The 17,632-nt window shown below is 72.3% G+C and carries 14 protein-coding genes; all 14 read right to left on the bottom strand.

The annotated features are described in order from the left end of the window. Window positions 1-30: 30 nt before the first annotated feature. The 14 genes from ACWCSV_RS09215 to ACWCSV_RS09150 all read right to left on the bottom strand — a co-directional run bounded on the left by ACWCSV_RS09215 (window position 31) and on the right by ACWCSV_RS09150 (window position 17,387). Window positions 31-2,703 carry a polynucleotide kinase-phosphatase gene (locus ACWCSV_RS09215; RefSeq protein WP_451140087.1) on the bottom strand — a complete coding sequence of 891 codons (2,673 nt, stop codon included), beginning with the start codon at window positions 2,701-2,703 and terminating at the stop codon, window positions 31-33. Next, window positions 2,700-4,232 (bottom strand): 3' terminal RNA ribose 2'-O-methyltransferase Hen1, encoded by a 1,533-nt coding sequence (locus ACWCSV_RS09210; RefSeq protein WP_451140085.1) that lies wholly within the window; start codon window positions 4,230-4,232, stop codon window positions 2,700-2,702. Before ACWCSV_RS09210 ends, ACWCSV_RS09215 begins: the two co-directional genes overlap by 4 nt. A gap of 30 nt (window positions 4,233-4,262) precedes the next feature. After that, window positions 4,263-5,246 carry a homocysteine S-methyltransferase gene (mmuM, locus tag ACWCSV_RS09205; protein WP_451140215.1) on the bottom strand — a complete coding sequence of 328 codons (984 nt, stop codon included), beginning with the start codon at window positions 5,244-5,246 and terminating at the stop codon, window positions 4,263-4,265. Window positions 5,247-5,283: 37 nt separating this feature from the next. Further along, entirely contained in the window at window positions 5,284-6,210 is a 927-nt protein-coding gene (locus ACWCSV_RS09200) for an LLM class F420-dependent oxidoreductase (RefSeq protein ID WP_451140083.1), read from the bottom strand. Between the two features lie 325 nt (window positions 6,211-6,535). Then, window positions 6,536-7,027 (bottom strand): DUF6099 family protein, encoded by a 492-nt coding sequence (locus ACWCSV_RS09195; protein WP_451140081.1) that lies wholly within the window; start codon window positions 7,025-7,027, stop codon window positions 6,536-6,538. Between the two features lie 123 nt (window positions 7,028-7,150). Further along, entirely contained in the window at window positions 7,151-7,510 is a 360-nt protein-coding gene (locus tag ACWCSV_RS09190) for a nucleotide pyrophosphohydrolase (RefSeq protein WP_451140079.1), read from the bottom strand. After that, a complete protein-coding gene (locus tag ACWCSV_RS09185) occupies window positions 7,507-8,700 on the bottom strand; it encodes an ATP-binding protein (protein ID WP_451140077.1) in 1,194 nt (397 codons plus the stop codon). The genes ACWCSV_RS09190 and ACWCSV_RS09185 overlap by 4 nt, the downstream gene beginning before the upstream one ends. A 55-nt stretch (window positions 8,701-8,755) precedes the next feature. Continuing rightward, window positions 8,756-9,151 (bottom strand): cell division protein SepF, encoded by a 396-nt coding sequence (locus ACWCSV_RS09180; protein WP_451140075.1) that lies wholly within the window; start codon window positions 9,149-9,151, stop codon window positions 8,756-8,758. 317 nt (window positions 9,152-9,468) lie between these two features. Then, window positions 9,469-10,464, bottom strand: coding sequence for an MBL fold metallo-hydrolase (locus tag ACWCSV_RS09175; protein WP_451140073.1), 996 nt, complete (start codon window positions 10,462-10,464; stop codon window positions 9,469-9,471). A gap of 127 nt (window positions 10,465-10,591) precedes the next feature. Continuing rightward, window positions 10,592-11,224 carry a hypothetical protein gene (locus ACWCSV_RS09170; protein WP_451140071.1) on the bottom strand — a complete coding sequence of 211 codons (633 nt, stop codon included), beginning with the start codon at window positions 11,222-11,224 and terminating at the stop codon, window positions 10,592-10,594. A 58-nt stretch (window positions 11,225-11,282) separates the two neighbouring features. Beyond that, complete coding sequence (locus ACWCSV_RS09165; RefSeq protein WP_451140069.1) at window positions 11,283-12,353, bottom strand: FecCD family ABC transporter permease; 1,071 nt, start codon at window positions 12,351-12,353, stop codon at window positions 11,283-11,285. After that, the gene (locus ACWCSV_RS09160) at window positions 12,350-13,387 is read right to left on the bottom strand and encodes a FecCD family ABC transporter permease (RefSeq protein WP_451140067.1); all 1,038 of its coding nucleotides are present in this window, start codon (window positions 13,385-13,387) and stop codon (window positions 12,350-12,352) included. The genes ACWCSV_RS09165 and ACWCSV_RS09160 overlap by 4 nt, the downstream gene beginning before the upstream one ends. A gap of 24 nt (window positions 13,388-13,411) precedes the next feature. Continuing rightward, a complete protein-coding gene (locus tag ACWCSV_RS09155) occupies window positions 13,412-14,458 on the bottom strand; it encodes an iron-siderophore ABC transporter substrate-binding protein (RefSeq protein WP_451140065.1) in 1,047 nt (348 codons plus the stop codon). A gap of 172 nt (window positions 14,459-14,630) precedes the next feature. Further along, window positions 14,631-17,387 (bottom strand): cellulose binding domain-containing protein, encoded by a 2,757-nt coding sequence (locus tag ACWCSV_RS09150; protein ID WP_451140063.1) that lies wholly within the window; start codon window positions 17,385-17,387, stop codon window positions 14,631-14,633. Window positions 17,388-17,632: the final 245 nt, after the last annotated feature.

Raw genomic sequence — 17,632 nt, 5'->3', positions numbered from 1 at the left:
GTGCGTCACAGCCGGGCCGGCCCCGGTCCGCTACAGCCGGGGGTCGACCGGCTCCGACTCCAGGGCGAGGACGGCGAAGACCGCCTCGTGGACCCGCCAGAGCGGCTCGCCCCCGGCCAGCCGGTCCAGCGCCTCGAGACCGAGTGCGTACTCCCGCAGCGCCAGCGACCGCTTGTGGCCGAGGAACCGGGAGCGCAGCCGTTCCAGGTTGTCGGGGCGGGTGTACTCGGGGCCGTAGATGATCCGGAGGTACTCCCGGCCGCGCACCTTGACCCCCGGCTGCACGAGCCGCCCCTTGGCGTCCCGTACGAGAGCGCCGAGCGGCTTGACGACCATGCCCTCGCCGCCGCTTCCGGTCATCTCCAGCCACCAGTCGACGCCCGCGCGGACGGACGCCTCGTCGCCGGTGTCGACGACGAGCCGGCGGGTGACCTGGAGCAGTCCGGTCGGGTCGTGCTCGACCAGCCGGTCCAGCCACCCGAGCTGCGCGTCGTGCGGTTCGGCGGCGAGCGAACGGCCCCGCACCGCGAGGACCTGGAACGGCGCGAGCCGCACGCCTTCCAGCCCCTCGGTGTTCCAGCAGTAACGCCGGTACGCCTCGGTGAACGCGGCTGCGTCCCCGGCCCGTTCCCGCTGGCGCCCGGCGAGAGGGGCCACGTCGACGCCCCGGGCCTCGGCGGCCTCCAGCGCGGCGAGGGCCGGCGGGAGCGCGGCACCGGCGGCGGCGCCCACGGCGGCGTACTGCGAGCGCAGCAGTCCGCCCGCCTTCAGCGACCAGGGCAGCAGTTCCGCGTCGAGCAGGACCCAGTCGGTGTCCCACTCCTCCCAGAGCCCCGCGGCGGTGACGGCGGCCCCGATCCGGCCGAGGAGCGTCCCGGTGAGCTCCGCGTCGTCCAGGAACGGCCGTCCGGTACGGGTGTAGAGCGCACCGGCCGGCCCGTCCGTGCCGAACCGCTCGCGGGCGGCGGCGGCGTCCCGGCAGACCAGGGCGACCGCGCGCGAACCCATGTGCTTCTCCTCGCACACGACCGCGGTGACGCCGTCCGCCCGGTACTGCGCGAAGGCCTCGGCCGGGTGCTCCAGGTAACCGTCCTCGTGGGAGGTGGCGGTCGGCGCCATGGTCGGCGGGAGGTACGGCAGCAGCCTCGGGTCGACGGCGAACCGGCTCATCACTTCGAGCGCGGCGGCGGCGTTCTCCTCGCGCACCGAGACCCGGCCCATGTGGCGGGTCTCCACGATCCGGCGGCCGTGGACGTCCCCGAGGTCGAGCGGCCGGCCCTCCCTGCCCCCCGGAGCCTCGGTCGCCAGCGGCTTGACCGGCTCGTACCAGACCTTCTCGGCGGGTACGTCGACGATCTCGCGCTCCGGCCAGCGCAGCGCGGTCAGCTTGCCGCCGAAGACGGCGCCGGTGTCCAGGCAGAGGGTGTTGTTGACCCAGGAGGCCGTGGGAACCGGGGTGTGGCCGTAGACGACGGCGGCGCGGCCCCGGTACTCCTCGGCCCACGGATAGCGCACGGGCAGGCCGAACTCGTCGGTCTCGCCGGTGGTGTCGCCGTACAGGGCGTGCGAGCGGACCCGGCCGGAGGTGCGGCCGTGGTACTTCTCGGGCAGCCCGGCGTGGCACACCACGAGGTCGCCGCCGTCCAGCACGTAGTGGCTGACGAGCCCCGCGACGAACTCCTCGACCTGCTTGCGGAACTCGGGGGCGGTCTCGTCCTCGCGCTCAAGCTGCTCGATGGTCTCGGCGAGTCCGTGGGTGTGCTGGACCTTGCGGCCCTTGAGGTAGCGGCCGAGCTTGTTCTCGTGGTTGCCGGGCACGCAGAGGGCGTCGCCCGAGGCCACCATGGACATGACCCGGCGCAGCACCCCGGGGCTGTCCGGGCCCCGGTCGACGAGGTCGCCGACGAAGACCGCCGTGCGCCCCTCGGGGTGGCTGCCGTCCGTGTAGCCGAGTTCGGCGAGCAGGGAGTCCAGTTCACTGCTGCAGCCGTGGATGTCACCGATGATGTCGAAGGGGCCGGTGAGGTGGCGCAGGTCGTTGTACCGGCGCTCGCGCTCGACGGTTGCCCGGTCGGTCTCCTCCTCGGTGTGCAGCACGTGCACCTTGCGGAAGCCCTCACGCTCCAGACCGCGCAGCGAGCGGCGCAGCTCGCGCCGGTGACGCTGGACGACGTGGCGCGGCAGGTCCGCCCGGTCGGGCCGCTTCGCGTTGCGCGCCAGGCAGACCTCCTCGGGCAGGTCGAGCACCACGGCCACCGGCAGCACGTCGTACTCCCTGGCCAGCCGGACGAGCCTGCGGCGGGCCTCGGACTGCACGTTGGTGGCGTCCACGACGGTCAGCCGGCCCGCTTCGAGGCGCTTGCCGACGATGTAGTGGAGCACGTCGAAGGCGTCGCCGCTCGCGCTCTGGTCGTTCTCGTCGTCGGCGACCAGGCCGCGGCAGAAGTCCGAGGAGACGACCTCGGTGGGCTTGAAGTGCCGGTGCGCGAACGTCGACTTGCCGGAGCCGGTGGCCCCGATCAGTACGACGAGGGAGAGGTCGGGCACGGGCAGGGTCCGGGGCCTGACGGACGTACCGCCGGGGGTGCTGCTGGTGTCGGTGGTGCTGGTGTCGGTGCTGGTGATGTCAGTGGTGTTGGTGGTGTCAGTGGTGTTGGTGGTGTCGAGGTGCTTGTCGCTGCTGCTGTCGCTGGTGCCGTTCATGCCGCCTTCACCTCCTTCGCTCTCTCGTTCTCGCGCCGGTTCGTGCTCCGGTTCGTGCTCTCGTTCTCGCTGCGGCTCGCGGTACCGCTCTCGGCCAGCGTGAACACCGCCAGCTGGGTGGGCGGTCCCACCTCGGGGTCGTCCGGCCCGACGGGGGTGAACGCGACCGTGTAGCCGTAGCGGTCCGCCACGCCGTCCGCCCAGTCCTGGAACTCGGCCCGGGTCCACTCGAAACGGTGGTCGCCGTGGCGGACGTGCCCGGCCGGAAGGGTCTCCCAGCGCACGTTGTACTCGACGTTCGGCGTGGTGACGAGCACCGTCCGGGGGCGCGCCGAGCCGAAGACCGCGTACTCCAGCGCCGGCAGCCTCGGCAGGTCCAGGTGTTCCACGACCTCGCTGAGCACCGCCGCGTCGTATCCCCGCAGCCGCTCGTCGGTGTACGTGAGGGAGCCCTGCAGCAACGCGACCCGGCGGGCCTGCCGCTCGCCCATCCGCTCCAGCTTGAGCCGGCGGGCGGCGATCGTGAGCGCGCGCATCGACACGTCGACGCCGAGGATCTCGGTGAACCGCACGTCCTTGAGCAGAGCCTGGACCAACTGCCCCTGCCCGCAGCCGAGGTCGAGGACCCGCGCCGCTCCGGCACCGTGCAGGGCGGACAGGATCGCCTCGCGCCGCTGCTGCGCGAGCGGCACCGGGCGCTCCGGGGTGTCCGTGGTCTCGTCCACCGCGTTGTCCACGCTCTCCACGTCGAGGTCGTCGGACTCGGCGAGGCGTACGAGTTCCAGCGCCTGCTCGGCCTGGCGGGTCAGCCCCCAACGGCGGGAGAGGTAACGGCTGGTGATCAGCCGGTGCTCCGGGTGCGCGGCGAGCCACCCCTCACCGGCCCGCAGCAGCTTGTCCACCTCGTCCGGCGCCACCCAGTAGTGCTTGGCGTCGTCGAGCACCGGGAGCAGGACGTAGAGCTGGCGCAGCGCGTCGGAGAGCCTCAACTCCCCTTCCAGTACGAGCCGTACGTAGCGTGAGTCGCCCCACTCGGGGAACCGCTCGTCCAGCGGTACGGGTTCCGCCTCCACCCGTGCCCAGCCGAGCGGCCCGAACAGCTTGGCCACCAGCTCGCCGCCGCCGCGCGCGGGCAGGACGGGCACCTCGATCCGCAGCGGCAGCGGTGCGCCGGCCCGGTCGGGCATGGCCCGGCAGTCGCCCCGCAGTGCCGACTTGAAGACGGTCGTCATGGCCACCGACATCAGCGAGGAGGCCGCGTACGGGCGGTCGTTGACGTACTGCGCGAGCGCCGCGTCGGGGGCTCCGCCCCGCCCCTTGCCCTTGCCGCGCCTGACCAGCGCGACCGGATCGACCTCCAGCAGCAGCGCGGCCGTGCACCGCTCGGGGGACGCCTCGGGGTAGAAGACGTGCGCCGTGCCGTGCGAGGTGGAGAACGTCTGCGCCTTGTCGGGATGCTTGTGCAGCAGGAAGCCCAGGTCGGTCGCGGGGCGTTCAGGGGTGCCGGTCGTACTGATCGTCATGAACACCCGTCCGAGTATGGGCGGGCTGCCCCCTCCTCACCAGGGATTTTCCGCGCCCCCGACGTCCGGCGTGGGGTCCCCGCCCGGGCCCGGGTCGTGGGCGGTGCCCTCGCCCCTCTCCAGCACGCGGCAGAGCGTGGCGATCCGCTCCGGGCCGACCCTGCAGCAGCCGCCGACCAGGCGTGCGCCGTGCCGCGTCCAGGTGCGGACCCGTTCCGGGCCGCCGTAGGTGCTCGCGCCCGTCCACCGGCGTGCGCGCGCGTCCCACTGCTCACCGCTGTTGGGGTAGGCGACCACCGGCTTGCCGGTCGCCTCCACCGCGCACCGGACCGCACCGTCCACGTCGTCGGGGTCGCAGCAGTTCACCCCGACCGCGATCACCTGGTCGTTCCCGGCGGCCTCGGCGAAGGCCTCCCGCAGCGGCTGCCCCGCCCGGGTCAGCCCGCCCGCGACGGTGTACGAGAGCCACACCGGGATTCCGGTGCCGGCGACCGCCCGGAGCAGCGCCCGCGCCTCGTCCGTGTCCGGCACCGTCTCCAGCGCCAGTACGTCGGGTCCGGCCGCGGCCAGCACCTCGACCCGGGGGCGGTGGAAGCGCTCCAGCTCCCGCACGGAGAGTCCGTACCCGCCCCGGTACTCGCTGCCGTCCGCGAGCATCGCCCCGTACGGCCCGACCGAGGCGGCGACCCAGGTCTCGCGTCCGGAGCGGTCGCCCGCGCGGCGGGCCAGCTCCACGCTCCGCGCGAGCAGCTCCCGCACCCGGCGGCGTCCGGTCCCCCGGCGTGCGAACCCCTCGAACGTCGCCTGGTAGCCGGCCGTGGTGAGTACCTGCGCGCCCGCCCGTGCGTACGCGGTGTGCGCGGCTTCGATCTGCTCGGGCGCGTCAGCCAGCAGACTCGCCGACCACAGCGCGTCGGACAGCTCGCACCCCTGGGCCTCCAACTGGTTGGAGAGCCCTCCGTCGAGCACCACCGGGCCCTCGGCGAGGGCGTCGGCGAGGGATCTCCGGACGGGTCGCACAGGCACTCCTTCCACTCCTCCGCGTCACCTCACCGGTTCATCGGCCCAGCTGCGACTGGACCTGCGAGGAGATCAGTTCCAGGTGGTCCAGGTCGTCGAGGTCGAGGATCTGGAGGTAGATCCGCGAGGACCCGACCGCCGCGAACTGCCCGATCCTGTCGACCACCTCCGCCGGCGAACCGGCGAGGCCGTTGGCCTTCAGCTCCTCCACGTCCCGGCCGATGGCGGCGGCCCGGCGGGCCACCTCCGCGTCGTCCTTGCCGACGCAGACCACGAGGGCGTTGGAGTACACCAGGTCGTCGGGTCCGCGCCCGGCCGCCTTCGCGGCCTCCCGGACCCGGCCGAACTGCTTCTCCGTGTCCTCCAGCGAGGCGAACGGGATGTTGAACTCGTCCGCGTACCGCGCGGCCAGTCGCGGGGTACGGACCGCGCCGTGTCCGCCGATCAGCACCGGCACCTTGGGCTGGGCCGGCTTGGGCAGCGCGGGCGAGTCGGTGAGCTGGTAGTAGGTGCCGTCGTAGCTGAAGGTCTTGCCGACCTCGGTGGCCCACAGGCCGGTGACGATGGCCAGCTGCTCCTCCAGGCGTCCGAACTTCTCCTTCGGGAAGGGGATGCCGTACGCCTTGTGCTCCTCCTCGAACCAGCCCGCGCCCAGCCCCAGCTCGACCCGCCCGCCGGACATCTGGTCGACCTGGGCGACCTGGATGGCGAGCACTCCGGGAAGGCGGAAGGTGCCCGCCGTCATCAGCGTGCCGAGGCGGATGCGCTTGGTCTCGCGGGCCAGGCCGGCCAGCGTGATCCAGGCGTCGGTCGGGCCGGGCAGGCCGTCACCGGCCCCCATGCGGAGGTAGTGGTCGGAGCGGTAGAAGGCATCGAACCCGAGGTCCTCGGTGGCCTTGGCGACGGTCAGCAGGGTGTCGTAGCTCGCCCCTTGCTGGGGCTCGGTGAAAATGCGCAGATCCATGGTTCCATCCTGCCTCTTCCCGCCCGGCTCCCTTCGCGCGGCTCCCGACGCGCCTCCCCCGCACAGGCCCGTCCGGACCGGGTCCGTTCCCGTCACGACACGGCACCGGACGCGACCCGAGCCCTCTGAAGCGCGCTGCGAAAGTCCCGCCTGGCCGGCGACGCCCGGCACGCCCGCTCGCCGCGTTGTCGGGATCACCCCGGCACTTCCACTTGTCGGGGTGATCCTCCGCCTTGCGATCACACGCACCGGACGCCGCCCAGCCCGGTCTCCGGCCGAACGACGGCAGTCCGAACGACGGCAGTTCGGAGCGCACCCCCAGGGCCTACCCCCGCATCGCGCCGTACGGGCCGTCCCGCTCCCTCGCCCGCTCCCGCGCCTGTTCGGCGAGGCGGCCGAGCATGCCCCGCACCCGGTCCATCGACTCGTCGGCGGCGTCTATCGCCTCGATGCACTGCCAGTAGAGGGTGTCCTCGCCGGTGTCGCAGGCGACCCCGACGAGCGCCATGCCCGCCTCGCCGAGGAGCAGCGCCAGCCCGTCGAGGGTGCGCGACACGTCGGCCACCTCCGTGAGCCGGGCCGCACGCGCCTGCCCGGGGAGGCGCACCGGCGAATCCGGCGCGGACCAGTCCCTCCCACCGATCTCACCGAGCCCACGCGCGTCACCGCGTAACTCGGCGGGCCCGGCGACGGCCAGCCGGTCGCCGATGGCCCGCGCCAGCGCCTGGGCCTGCCATGCCTCGGTCATGATGTCCGCCGCGCCCCGGCTCTCCGCCAGCGCGCGCCGTCCGATCTCGACCAGTCGTTCCGCTTCCATCCTGTCCCCCGTCACTGTGAAAACCCGGTCACCCAGTCCATTACCCACAGTGAGTGAGGCGGTACCGAAAGGACAGAGGAATTCGGAAATCTGTGGATACGAAGGCGATTGTGGATAAGTCGATCACTCCGAAGAGTGATGCTCAGGGGCTTCGGACCGCCCCGGCACCGGGAAACGCGTCTCGTTCCGGTCGATCTTCGCCGACAGCGCCGCCAGCGCATCCACTCCGAGCACCTCGCAGAACTGGAGCAGATAGGCGAGGACGTCGGCCACCTCGTCCTCCACCCGGTGCGCCGTCCCCGGGTCGCTCATCACGGCCGCGGCCTGTTCCGGGGTCAGCCACTGGAAGATCTCCAGCAGTTCGGAGGCTTCCACGCTGAGGGCCGCGGCCAGGTTCTTGGGGGTGTGGTACTGGCCCCACTGCCTGGACTCGGCGAAGGAGGCGAGCCGTTGCTGGAGCTGTGCCACATCGAGTTCGTTCACCCGGACAGGTCTACCACTGTCGCGCCCTCGGTCCGGCCGGCCAGTGCCGCGCCCGGCTCCCCCACCGTGCCGATCATCCGCAGGTGCCCGTCGGCGCAGATCCCGGCGGCGAGCCGGATCAGCTCGCCCGACTGGCGCCCGTCGAGCCCCCGGTCGAACCCGTCCGTCAGCACGGTGAGGGCACGCATGGCCCAGGGGATCTCGTCCGGGGTGTTCACCTCCAGCACATGAGGTCCCGTCAGCAGCACCAGCGCGAGGGCGAGGTAGCGCAGCTCGCCGTCGCCGAGGCGCCCGAGCGGGGTGGCGCGCCCGGCGCCGCGGCCCACCAGGGCCTCCACCGTGCCGTCCGCCAGGTCCCGGGTGGTCAGCCCGGTCACCGGCCCCGCGCACCCCGCCGCCGCGGTGGCCACCAGCCGGGCGTGCCGCTGTGCGCACTGTGTACGGGTCCGGGCGAGCACGGCGGCGAGGTTGTCGCAGCCGGGGCGGAGCCGATCCTCACCGGCGCGGGCCGGTCCGCGCATCCCCCGGGGCAACGGATCGCAGGGGAAGGCCGAGTGCAGGCCCACCACCACCTGCTCGGCGGCGGCGAGTACGCGTAACTGGCCCTCGGTGATGCCGGCCACCCGCAGCGGCAGCAGCGCCGTGGCGAGACGGCCGTCCGGGAGGGGGGCCCGGGTCACCGGCACCTGGCCCGCCGTGTGCCAGGCGGCCTGCACGGTCGGGCGGCGCGGGTCGCGCAGCGCGGTGCTGAGCAGGATCTGCCCGTCCGCCGTGAGCCGCTCGCCCACGATGCGCAGCGAGGGTTCGGCCTGGACCGCGACGTCGAGCCTGACCGGTCCGGCCGGACCGTCCACGGTGCAGCCGATGCGGAACCCGCGCCGGCCCTCGGTGTCGGCCACCGCGCGTTCGGGCACGCAGGAGACGGAGTCGGGGAACACCTCCTCCAGCGCGTCGCCCGCGCCGAGCCGGGCCAGCGCCTCGTAGGCGCGCAGCGCGGAGGAGGTACCGCTGCCGCTGGGGCCGGTGAGCAGGGTCAGCGGCCCCAGCGGCAGGGTTCGGCGCCAGTGCGAGGCGAAGGCGGCCAGCCGCAGTTCGGTGACGACGGGGCGGACGGGCCGGGCCGGGGCGTCGGGGGCGGCCCGGGGCGGGCAGACGCGGGTGGTGCTCGGAGGAGGGGCTGTGGTGGTCATGCCCGGACCGTACGCACGGCTCCGGCGGGCGAACCGTTTTGCCCGGACGAGCTTCCTACGATTGAGGGATGCCCGCCGGGGTCACGCCCTCCACCTCCATGCCGATGGGCGCGAGGAGGAAGACGTTCCGGTCCACCCGGTGCATGCCGCTGCCGAGTCCGAAGACGACCCCGCTGCTGAAGTCGAGAATGCGCTTGGCCACGTCCGTCTCGGCCGCCGTCAGGTCCAGCAGGACCGGGACCTGGGCGACGAGGTACTCGGCCACTTCGCGGGCGTCGGAGAAGACCTGGACCCGCAGCACCACCAGCCGGCGCTGTTCCTCGGCCCTGTCCTGCCCCATCGCACCGTGATCGACCCGGGAGGGCCACTCGTTGCGGCCCCGCAGCGGAACCACCTGCGCCAGGCCCTCCCACTGTGCGTCAGTGGCGTCGTACCTGTCGTACCTGCTCACAGGGTCACCTCGTCCGTGTGCCGGTCGACGGTGCGCCGGCTGCGCTCGCTGTTCATCGGCCAATCCTCTCGTTACTCACCCGTTCGGCCCACCAGCGACACGGCCGGGAATCCGATTCCCCGGATCGGCCCCGCCGTGTACCGGGCCGGCTCTGGCCGCGGCATCAACGTAGCCGGAGAGGCCGGGGCCGATCCAGTCGCCCTGCGCGCGGGCGGACGGGCCGGGCGGGCGTACGGCGGAGCGGACCGGCCGGGACCGGGGAGGATGTTCCCGTCCGCGACCGGGGCGGCCGGCCGGCGGCGTGCACGGGTACGGGATCAGGCGCGGGCCGGGCCGGCCAGGCCCCGCTCGATGTCCTGAGCCAGCGAGGCGACTTCGGACATCACCTCGAACACGCCCGTCTGCTCGGTGCCGTTCAGGTGCCGGTACTCGGTGCCGACCGTCACGGCCAGCCGCTCGGGCAGGCCCAGGTCGGGGTGGCGGCCCTCGGCGACGATCCGGCGGGCCGCCTCCGGCGCGGGGACTCCGGCCGCGTGGAAGGTGTGGGCGCGTGTCCGAACGTGGCCGAGGTAGTCGATGTGGTCACGGACTCCGGCCGGACCCAGGAGCGGTCCGTGGCCCGGCACGATCGTCCTGGCGCCGGTGGCCAGGACGCGTTCGCACGCCTCGATCACGTGGGCGAGCGGACCGGCCCAGTGGCACGGGTGGTCGCCCGGCCGCTCGGGCGTGGAGCCGAAGATCACGTCTCCGGTGAACACCGCTTCGTGGTCCGGCAGATGGACGATCAGATCGCCCGTGGTGTGGGCGGGCGGCAGCGCGGTGATCCGTACCGGGTGGCCGTCCAGGGTCAGTTCGAGTTCGCCGGTGAAGTACGTGGTGGGCACCACGGGTTCGGTCTCCGCCCAGTCGAAGGCCCCGAAGTGCCGGGCCAGATAGGCCCCGAGAGGCGTATCGGGGTCGCCGGAGGCGATCAGGGAGTGCTGCTGCCGCGGAGTGGGCTCGAAGTGGATGTGCTCACGGGCCCCGCGCGTGACGATGATCTCGGCGTCCGGTACGACCCCGGCGCCCCAGAAGTGGTCGCCGTTGGCGTGGGTGACGATCACCCGGTCCACCGACACGCCCTTGGGGAGGCGCTCCTCGCTCGCCGCGAGGAACTGCCCGGCCAGCGCCCGGTCGTAGGGGGTGTCGATCCACAACGCCCCCTTCGCAGAGGCGAGCAGGCCGCAGTTGGCCAGCCCCCAGCCCCTCTCCGGCGGCTGCCAGACGTACAGTCCGCGGCCCAGACCGACCATGTCCCCACCTGTGTTCGGCATGGTCGCGATTATGCGCGCACCCTGAGGCGTACGTCCCCTCAGGGCGCGTGACGGAGGGCCGGCAGGCCTCCGCAGCCTCCCGGCCCTCCTGGTGGTGGAATCAGGCGTTCCCGTTCGCCGTCCCGTGTCAGGACTCCTCCGACTCCTCGAAGTAGGCGTCCAGGACCACGTCGAGCTCCTCCGGCCACTCCTTCAGCCGCTTCCGGCTCTCCGCGACCACCTCGCCGTTGAACCAGCGGCGCGAGGAGACGTGCACGGTGAGGGTGAACCGGCGGGCCAGGCCGGCCGTCCTCACCTCGACCGCGGAGACCTCGGACCAGTCGAAGACGGCCTCCTGGTCGTCGAGCGTGAACCGGATTCCCGCCTTGGCCACACGGATGGACCCGCGTCGGTCGCTGATCTCGAAGGCCGGCGCACCGGACTCGTCGGCACCGGCGGAGTCGTCGGCGGACGCACCGGCGGGCACGTCACCGTCGCCGGACGCGTCGTCGGCGGCGGCCGTCGGCTCCGTACCGGAGGCGGCGGACCCGCCGGCCCGGTCCTCCACGTCCTCGTCCACCCCCTCGGCGGTGGTCGCGGAAGGCCCGGCCGGGACGGCGTCCTGGATCCCGGCGTCGTCGGCTGCCGCCTCCGCCGACGTGCCGGCCTCCTCCTCGTCCCCGGTCCGTACCGGAACGGGGGCCGTCAGGCCGGGAATGTACGCCGGGTCTGTTCCCGCGGCGAACTCGGACTTCGTCTTCGCATCTATGCTCTGCTCCACGGCGGGCAGTATGGTCCACGAACCTGTACGAGAACCAGTCGCGGGCCTCCCGCTCTGCTCAGAGCACCCCCTTGCGCCACTCCCGCACCAGCAGCCCGCCGAGGTAGAGGCCCCCGATCGCCATGGTGCAGATGCCCACCGGCAGGTCGTCGAAGAGCGGCACCTGCTGGGTGCAGAGGTCGGCCACCACCAGCAGCAGGGCGCCCGTCAGCGACGAGAGCAGCAGGTGCGGGCCGGAGAGGCGGGTGAGGCGTCTGGCGATCTGCGGCGCGGTCAGCGCGACGAAGGCGATGGGACCGGCCACGGCGACCGCGCCCGCCGAGAGGACGATGGCGAGGACGATAGCGACGCTCTTGGTCCTCTTCGGTCCGGAGCCGAGCCCTTCGGCGATGTCGTCGCCCATCTCGCCGACGACCAGCCGCCGGGCGAGCAGCGCGGTGACCGGGACGACCAGGGCGAGCACCACCCCGATGGTGGCCGCGTCCGTCCAGGACCGGGCCGTCAGGCTGCCGTTGACGTAGGACGTGAGCGCGGAGGCCTTGTCCCGCTCGACGGCGTAGACGACGTACTGGGTGATCGCGCCGCCGATCGCCGCCACACCGATGCCCGCGATCACCAGCCGGGCGGGGTTGCGGAAGCCGGTGCCGGTGGAGACGTACACGATCCCCATGGCGACGACGGCTCCGGCGAGGGCACCGGCCGGCACGGGGACCTCGCCGGGGAAGAACAGGGCGACGACGGCCGCGCCCGCGCCCGCCCCGGAGGAGAGCCCGATGACGTCGGGGCTGCCGAGGGGGTTGCGGGTGACGGACTGGAAGAGAGCGCCGGAGAGGCCCAGCGCGGCGCCGGTGCCGAGGGCGGTGACCAGCCGGGGGCCGCGCAGGCGTTCCAGCACGAAGCGGTCCTTGCCCCGCGCTCCGCCGGTGAGCGCGGCCGGCAGGTCGGCCAGGTCGACGCCCAGCCGCCCGAGGGTGAGGGTCGCGACGGCGGCGGCGAGCAGCAGGACCACCAGCGCGAGGGCCACCAGGACGGACGCCCTGCGGACGGGTATCGCCACCGTCGTGCCGATGCGCAGGTATCCCCGCGCCCGCCCGGGGGCCGGCCGCGCGGGCCGGGTGGTGGAGGTCATGCCGTCCCCTTCATCCTGCGTACGGCGACGAGCAGTGCGGGTGCCCCGATGAAGGCGGTCACCACGCCGACCATCAGCTCGGTGGGCCGCATGACGACCCGTCCCACCACGTCCGCCAGGAGCAGCAGCGTGGGGCCGAGAAGGGCGGAGAACACGATCTGCGCCCGGAAGTCGACCCCGACGAGCGCGCGGACCACATGGGGCACCGCGAGACCGACGAAGGCGATCGGGCCGACGGCGGCGGTGGCCGCCGCGCTGAGCAGGGTGGCGGCGACGAGTCCGGCGGCGCGGGTGCGCGCGGGGCGCGAGCCGAGCGCGATGGCGGTGGCGTCGCCGAGGGCGAGGGCGTTGAGACCGGGGCCGAGCAGGAGGGCGATCACCAGGCCCACCGCCGCGAACGGCAGCACGGACCACAGGACGTCGAAGTCCCGGCCGCCCAGGGCGCCGACCACCCAGTACCGGTAGCTGTCGAAGACCTTCGGTCTGCTGAGGGTCACGGCCTGGATGTACGCCATCAGGACGGCCGAGAGGACCGCGCCGGCCAGGACCAGGCGCACCACGCCCGGACCGGCGCCCGCCGTACCGACGACGTGGACGAGCACTCCGGCGAGCAGGGCTCCGGGCAGCGCCCACCACATGGTGGCGGTGGTGCCGGAGGCACCGAACCACGCGGTGGCGGTGACGATTCCGGCGGAGGCGCCCGCGTTGATGCCGAGCAGGCCGGGTTCGGCCAGGGGGTTGCGGGAGACGCCCTGCATGAGGGTGCCCGCGACGGCGAGACCGGCTCCGGCCAGCACGCCGAGGAGCGTGCGGGGGTAGCGGCTCTCGACGACGGCGGTGACGCCGGGGGCGGCGCGGCCGGTGAGCACGTCCACGACCTCCCCGGGGGAGGTGGCACGGCTGCCGAACATGACGCTCGCCGAGAGCGCGATTCCGAGGGCGACGAGCGCCAGGAGCATGAGGAACGCCGAACGGGCGGTGCCGGTACGCGAGGTACCGGCACCGCTCGACGGCGCGACCGTGGTGGTTGCCATGGAAGGGTGGACGCTCCCGCGGGGTTACTTGCCGGCGGCGGCGACGGCCTTGTCGATGAGCGGCAGGTAGCGGTCGATCACCCACGGCACGGTCAGCGGGTTGATGATCGAGGAGGCGGTGACGAAGGAGTTGTCGTTCGAGGCGACGACCGCGCCCTTCGCGACGGCGGGCATCGCGGCGTACAGCTTCTGCGCCTCGGTCTCCTTACGGGTCTTGTCGTCGGTGTAGAAGGTGAAGAGCAGGTCGCTGTCCTTCAGCTTCTCGGCGTTCTCCAGGCCGATGAGGGCGGAGTCGGTGCCCTCGGTCTCCTTGAAGGTGTCGACGACCGGGTCGACGGTCAGACCGAGCTTGGAGACCATGGTCACGCGCTGCTCGGTGGGCTTGAAGATGCCGAGGGTGCCGGGGCCCGAGGTGTAGATGTACGAGAACGTCACGTCCTTGTACCGGGGCCGGCTCGCGGCGGCGTCCGCGAGTTCCTTCTCGATGGTCGTCTTCAGGCCGTCGGCGTCCTCGGTCTGCCCGAGCGCCTTGCCGATGATGTCGATCTGCTGGTCCCAGTCCGTGCTCCAGGCCTGGTCCGGGTAGGCGACGGTGGGGGCGATGTCCTTGAGGACGTCGTACTGCTTCTGCGTGATGCCCGACCAGGGGGCGAGGATGACGTCCGGCTCCAGTTCGGTGATGGCCTCGAAGTCGATCTCCTCGCCACCGGTGAACTGGGTGGGGAGCTTGTCGCCGTTCTTCTTCACGGCTTCGTCGATCCACGGCAGGTAGCCGGAGGAGTCGCTGCCCCACGCGTAACTCTCGATGCCCACCGGGGTGGTGCCGAGCGCGATGGCGGTCTCGGCCGAGCCCTGGCCGAGGGTGACGACGCGTTCGGGCTTCTGGTCGATGGTCGCGGTGCCGAGCGAGCTCTTGATCGAGACGGGGAACGCCGCGTCGCTCTTCGCCGCGGACTTCGCCGGCTCCTTGTCGTCGCCGTCGGACGAGCAGGCGCCCAGGGCGAGCGTGAGTGCGGCGACGGTGGCGGAGGCGGCGAGCGCGTGACGGCGCGCGCGAATGGAGCCGAACATGTTCTGTTCCCATGATCGTGGATGAGTAAAGTAAATACTTAGGTAAAGCTAACCTAATAAATAACTCATCCTCAACGGGGGTACCCGTCCAGCCGCCTCGCCGCATGGTGTAAAGGGAAGCGTCGCTTCCGCGCGGGGAGACGCGCGAAAGCGACGCTCGGTTCAGCTCACCTCAGCTGCCGAGGGTGCAGCTCTTGCCTCCCAGCGTGAAGGCGCTCGGCGCTGCGTTGCTCCCGGTCCAGCTGCCGGTGAAGCCGAAGGACGCCGAGGATCCGGCCGCGAGCTTGCCGTTCCAGCCTGCGTCGGTGGCCGTCACCGCGGTGCCGGTCTGCTGGACCGTGGCGTTCCACGCCTGGGAGATCTGCTGCCCGCCCGGGAAGCTCCAGGCGAGTTTCCAGCCGTCGATCGCGGTGGTGCCGGTGTTGGTGAGGGTGACGTCGCCCTGGAAGCCGCCCGACCACTGGTTGGTGATCTTGTACGTCACCTTGCAGGCCGCACCGGCAGGGGTGCCGGGGTCGGTCCCGGGGTCCGTGCCCGGATCGGTTCCGGGGTCGGTGCCCGGGTCGGTGGTGCCGGTGTCACCGGCCGCGGAGTCGCCGTAGAGGATGCCGCGGCCGTTGGTGGAGACGTACACCCGGCCGAAGATCCGCGGGTCGCCGGTGATCGCCCCACCGGTCCAGCCCCACTGGTGCGCGTCGTCGTTGATCCGGGTCCAGGTGGCGCCCGCGTCGGTGGACCGGAAGATGCCGCGCACCCCGCCGATCTTCGCGCTGGTGAACAGGGTCTGGTACGAGGCGCCTTGGGCCGCCTTGCCGAACCCGATGGAGTCCGCCTGCGCCACGTTGGACAGCTTGGTGAAGGTGGCGCCGGAGTCGGTGGAGTGCCACAGGCCGTACGTGCCGGTGGCTGCGCCGCCCGCGAGCCAGACGTCGCCCTCGGTGCCGGGGACGGCCTTGAAGCGGACGTTGCCCTCGGCCGGGAGGCCGGTGGACGGCTTCGCGGTGAAGGTGGCGCCGGAGTCGGTGGAGACGTAGAAGACACCGGACTTGTAGCCGTAGAACTTCTTCGGGTTCTTGCGGTCCGACTCCACGGTGGCGCCGGCCGGGATGCCGGTGGAGGCCGTCCAGGACGAGCCGAAGCCGGTGGTGCGGTACACCCCGGTGCCCGCCGGGCTCCACACGAAGGAGCTGCCGTCCGCCGCCGCCGCGACCGTGCCGCCGCCGGTGACGCCCGAGGGGTCGGAGCCGCCGAACCAGTTGGCGCCGTTGTCGGTGGAGAACGCGACGTGCGGCGCGGCGTCCGCGTCACCCACGCGCACCACGGTGTTGGGCGATGCCTCGGCGAAGTCGAGGCTGGTGGAGGAGGTGAAGTTGGGCGAGGTGTACATCATCGCCGGCACGGCGTCGAGATTAGTGTGCCGGAAGCCACCGACGTCGAGCAGCGCGCTGAGCAGCGGGGCGCCGGAGGGCGGGCTCGCCAGGTCGTTGACGGCCGTCTCCTCGATCCCCTTCACCATGGGCGTGATCTTGAACTGGCTGCCGGTGTCCCAGTTCTTGAGGTTCTCGGTGCCGTAGAGCGTGGCTCCGGTGCCGTACATCATCCGGTTGGAGTCGAACGGGTCGATCTCCAGCGACTCCGTCATCCAGCCGAGCTTCGGACTGGTCTCGGGCGGCGAGGGGTTGGCGCCCCAGGTGAGCCAGGGCACGGAGGAGACGTCCTGGGTGTAGCGGGTGGAGCGGTTGGGGTAACTCGTGTACTGCCAGGCGGTGGTCCAGGTCGCGCCGCTGTCGGTGGACCGGAAGATCTGGGTGTCCGGCCACCAGGAGCTGTAGGCGGTCGCCATCAGCGTGCCGGGCTTCTGCCGGTCCACGGTGAGCCCGCTGAAGCCGTAGTACGTGTCGGCCTCGGCGACGGGACTGACGTCCAGCCAGGTGCCGGTGGCCGTGTCGTAGCGGGCGATCTTCCCCTTGCCACCGTCGTACGGGCCGCCGGTGTCGCTCAGCGAGAGGTAGAGGTAGCCGGTGCCCTCGTCCAGGACGCCCTTGTGCGCCAGGTAGCCGGTGGGCTGTCCGGCGATCCGCGACCAGGTGGCACCGGCGTCGGTGGAGCGGTAGACGGTGTTGTCCTTGTCCGCCACCCCGACGTAGATGTTCTTGGTCGCCGTACCGGAACTGCCGCCGCGCCCGTCGAACGTCACCCAGGTGACGCCCTGGTTGTCGTTGCCGTAGCCGCTGGTGTCGGTCGGGTCCTGGGAGTAGTTCCCGGGGTTGGTGAAGGAGGTGACCTTCGCCCAGGTGGCACCCGAATCGGTGGACCGCCAGAGGCCGTTGCCGCTCGGAGCCCCGAGGTAGAGCACCGAGTTCTTGTGCGGGTCGACGGCGAGCCGCTCGCCCATCCCGCGCCCGGGCATGTTGCCGCCGAGCTTGAAGGGGAGCACCGACGTCGTCCAGGTGGCGCCCCGGTCGGCGGAGCGCAGCACCGCGCCCTTGTTCGGGTCCCAGTCGTTGGTGTACGTCCCGGCGGCGACGTACACGTTGTTCGGCTGGACCGGGTCGGAGGCGAGGCTCACCACACCGGTGTAGCCCCAGTGGTCCCAGTCCACCGCGTCGAGCAGGGGCTTCCACTGCTTGCCCGACTGGTCCCAGCGGTAGGCGCCGCCGATGTCGGTACGGGCGTAGGCGAGGTTCTTCTCGCTCCGGTTGAAGATGATGCCGGGGACGAAACCACCGCCGTCGACACGGACGTTCTTCCAGGTGTACGAGTCCGCGGCCAGGGTGGTGGCCGACGACAGATCGGATGCTTCCGCCGCGGTGGCGGCGGTCCCCGACGTCCGGGGCTGCGCCACCGAGGGGGTGGCGATGCCCGACAGGCCTGCTGACAGGGCGAACACCGCCAGCAGGGCGGCTAGGGGTCTGGCTCTCAAGCGCACGGGGGAAAGTCCTCTCCGAGCTGAACCGCCACACGGGTGGCAGTGGGCCGATTGCGGGTTGTGGGAGCGCTCCCAAACGCAGCCCGATGGTAGCGGCGCACAGCATCGCGGAGAAGGGGTGGGACAGGAGGTCATCGGATGAATCAGGTCTGGTGCGCGAAGCGTCAGACCCAGCAGCGGCAGACCGGCCCGCAGGAGGACGCACTCACGCCCGGCCTCGAGCGCGCCCCCGCCGGGCGGACTGC

Source organism: Streptomyces sp. NPDC001770, from assembly GCF_053596135.1.
Note: the sequence above shows the minus strand (reverse complement) of the source record. Positions and strands in the feature narration are given on the sequence as shown.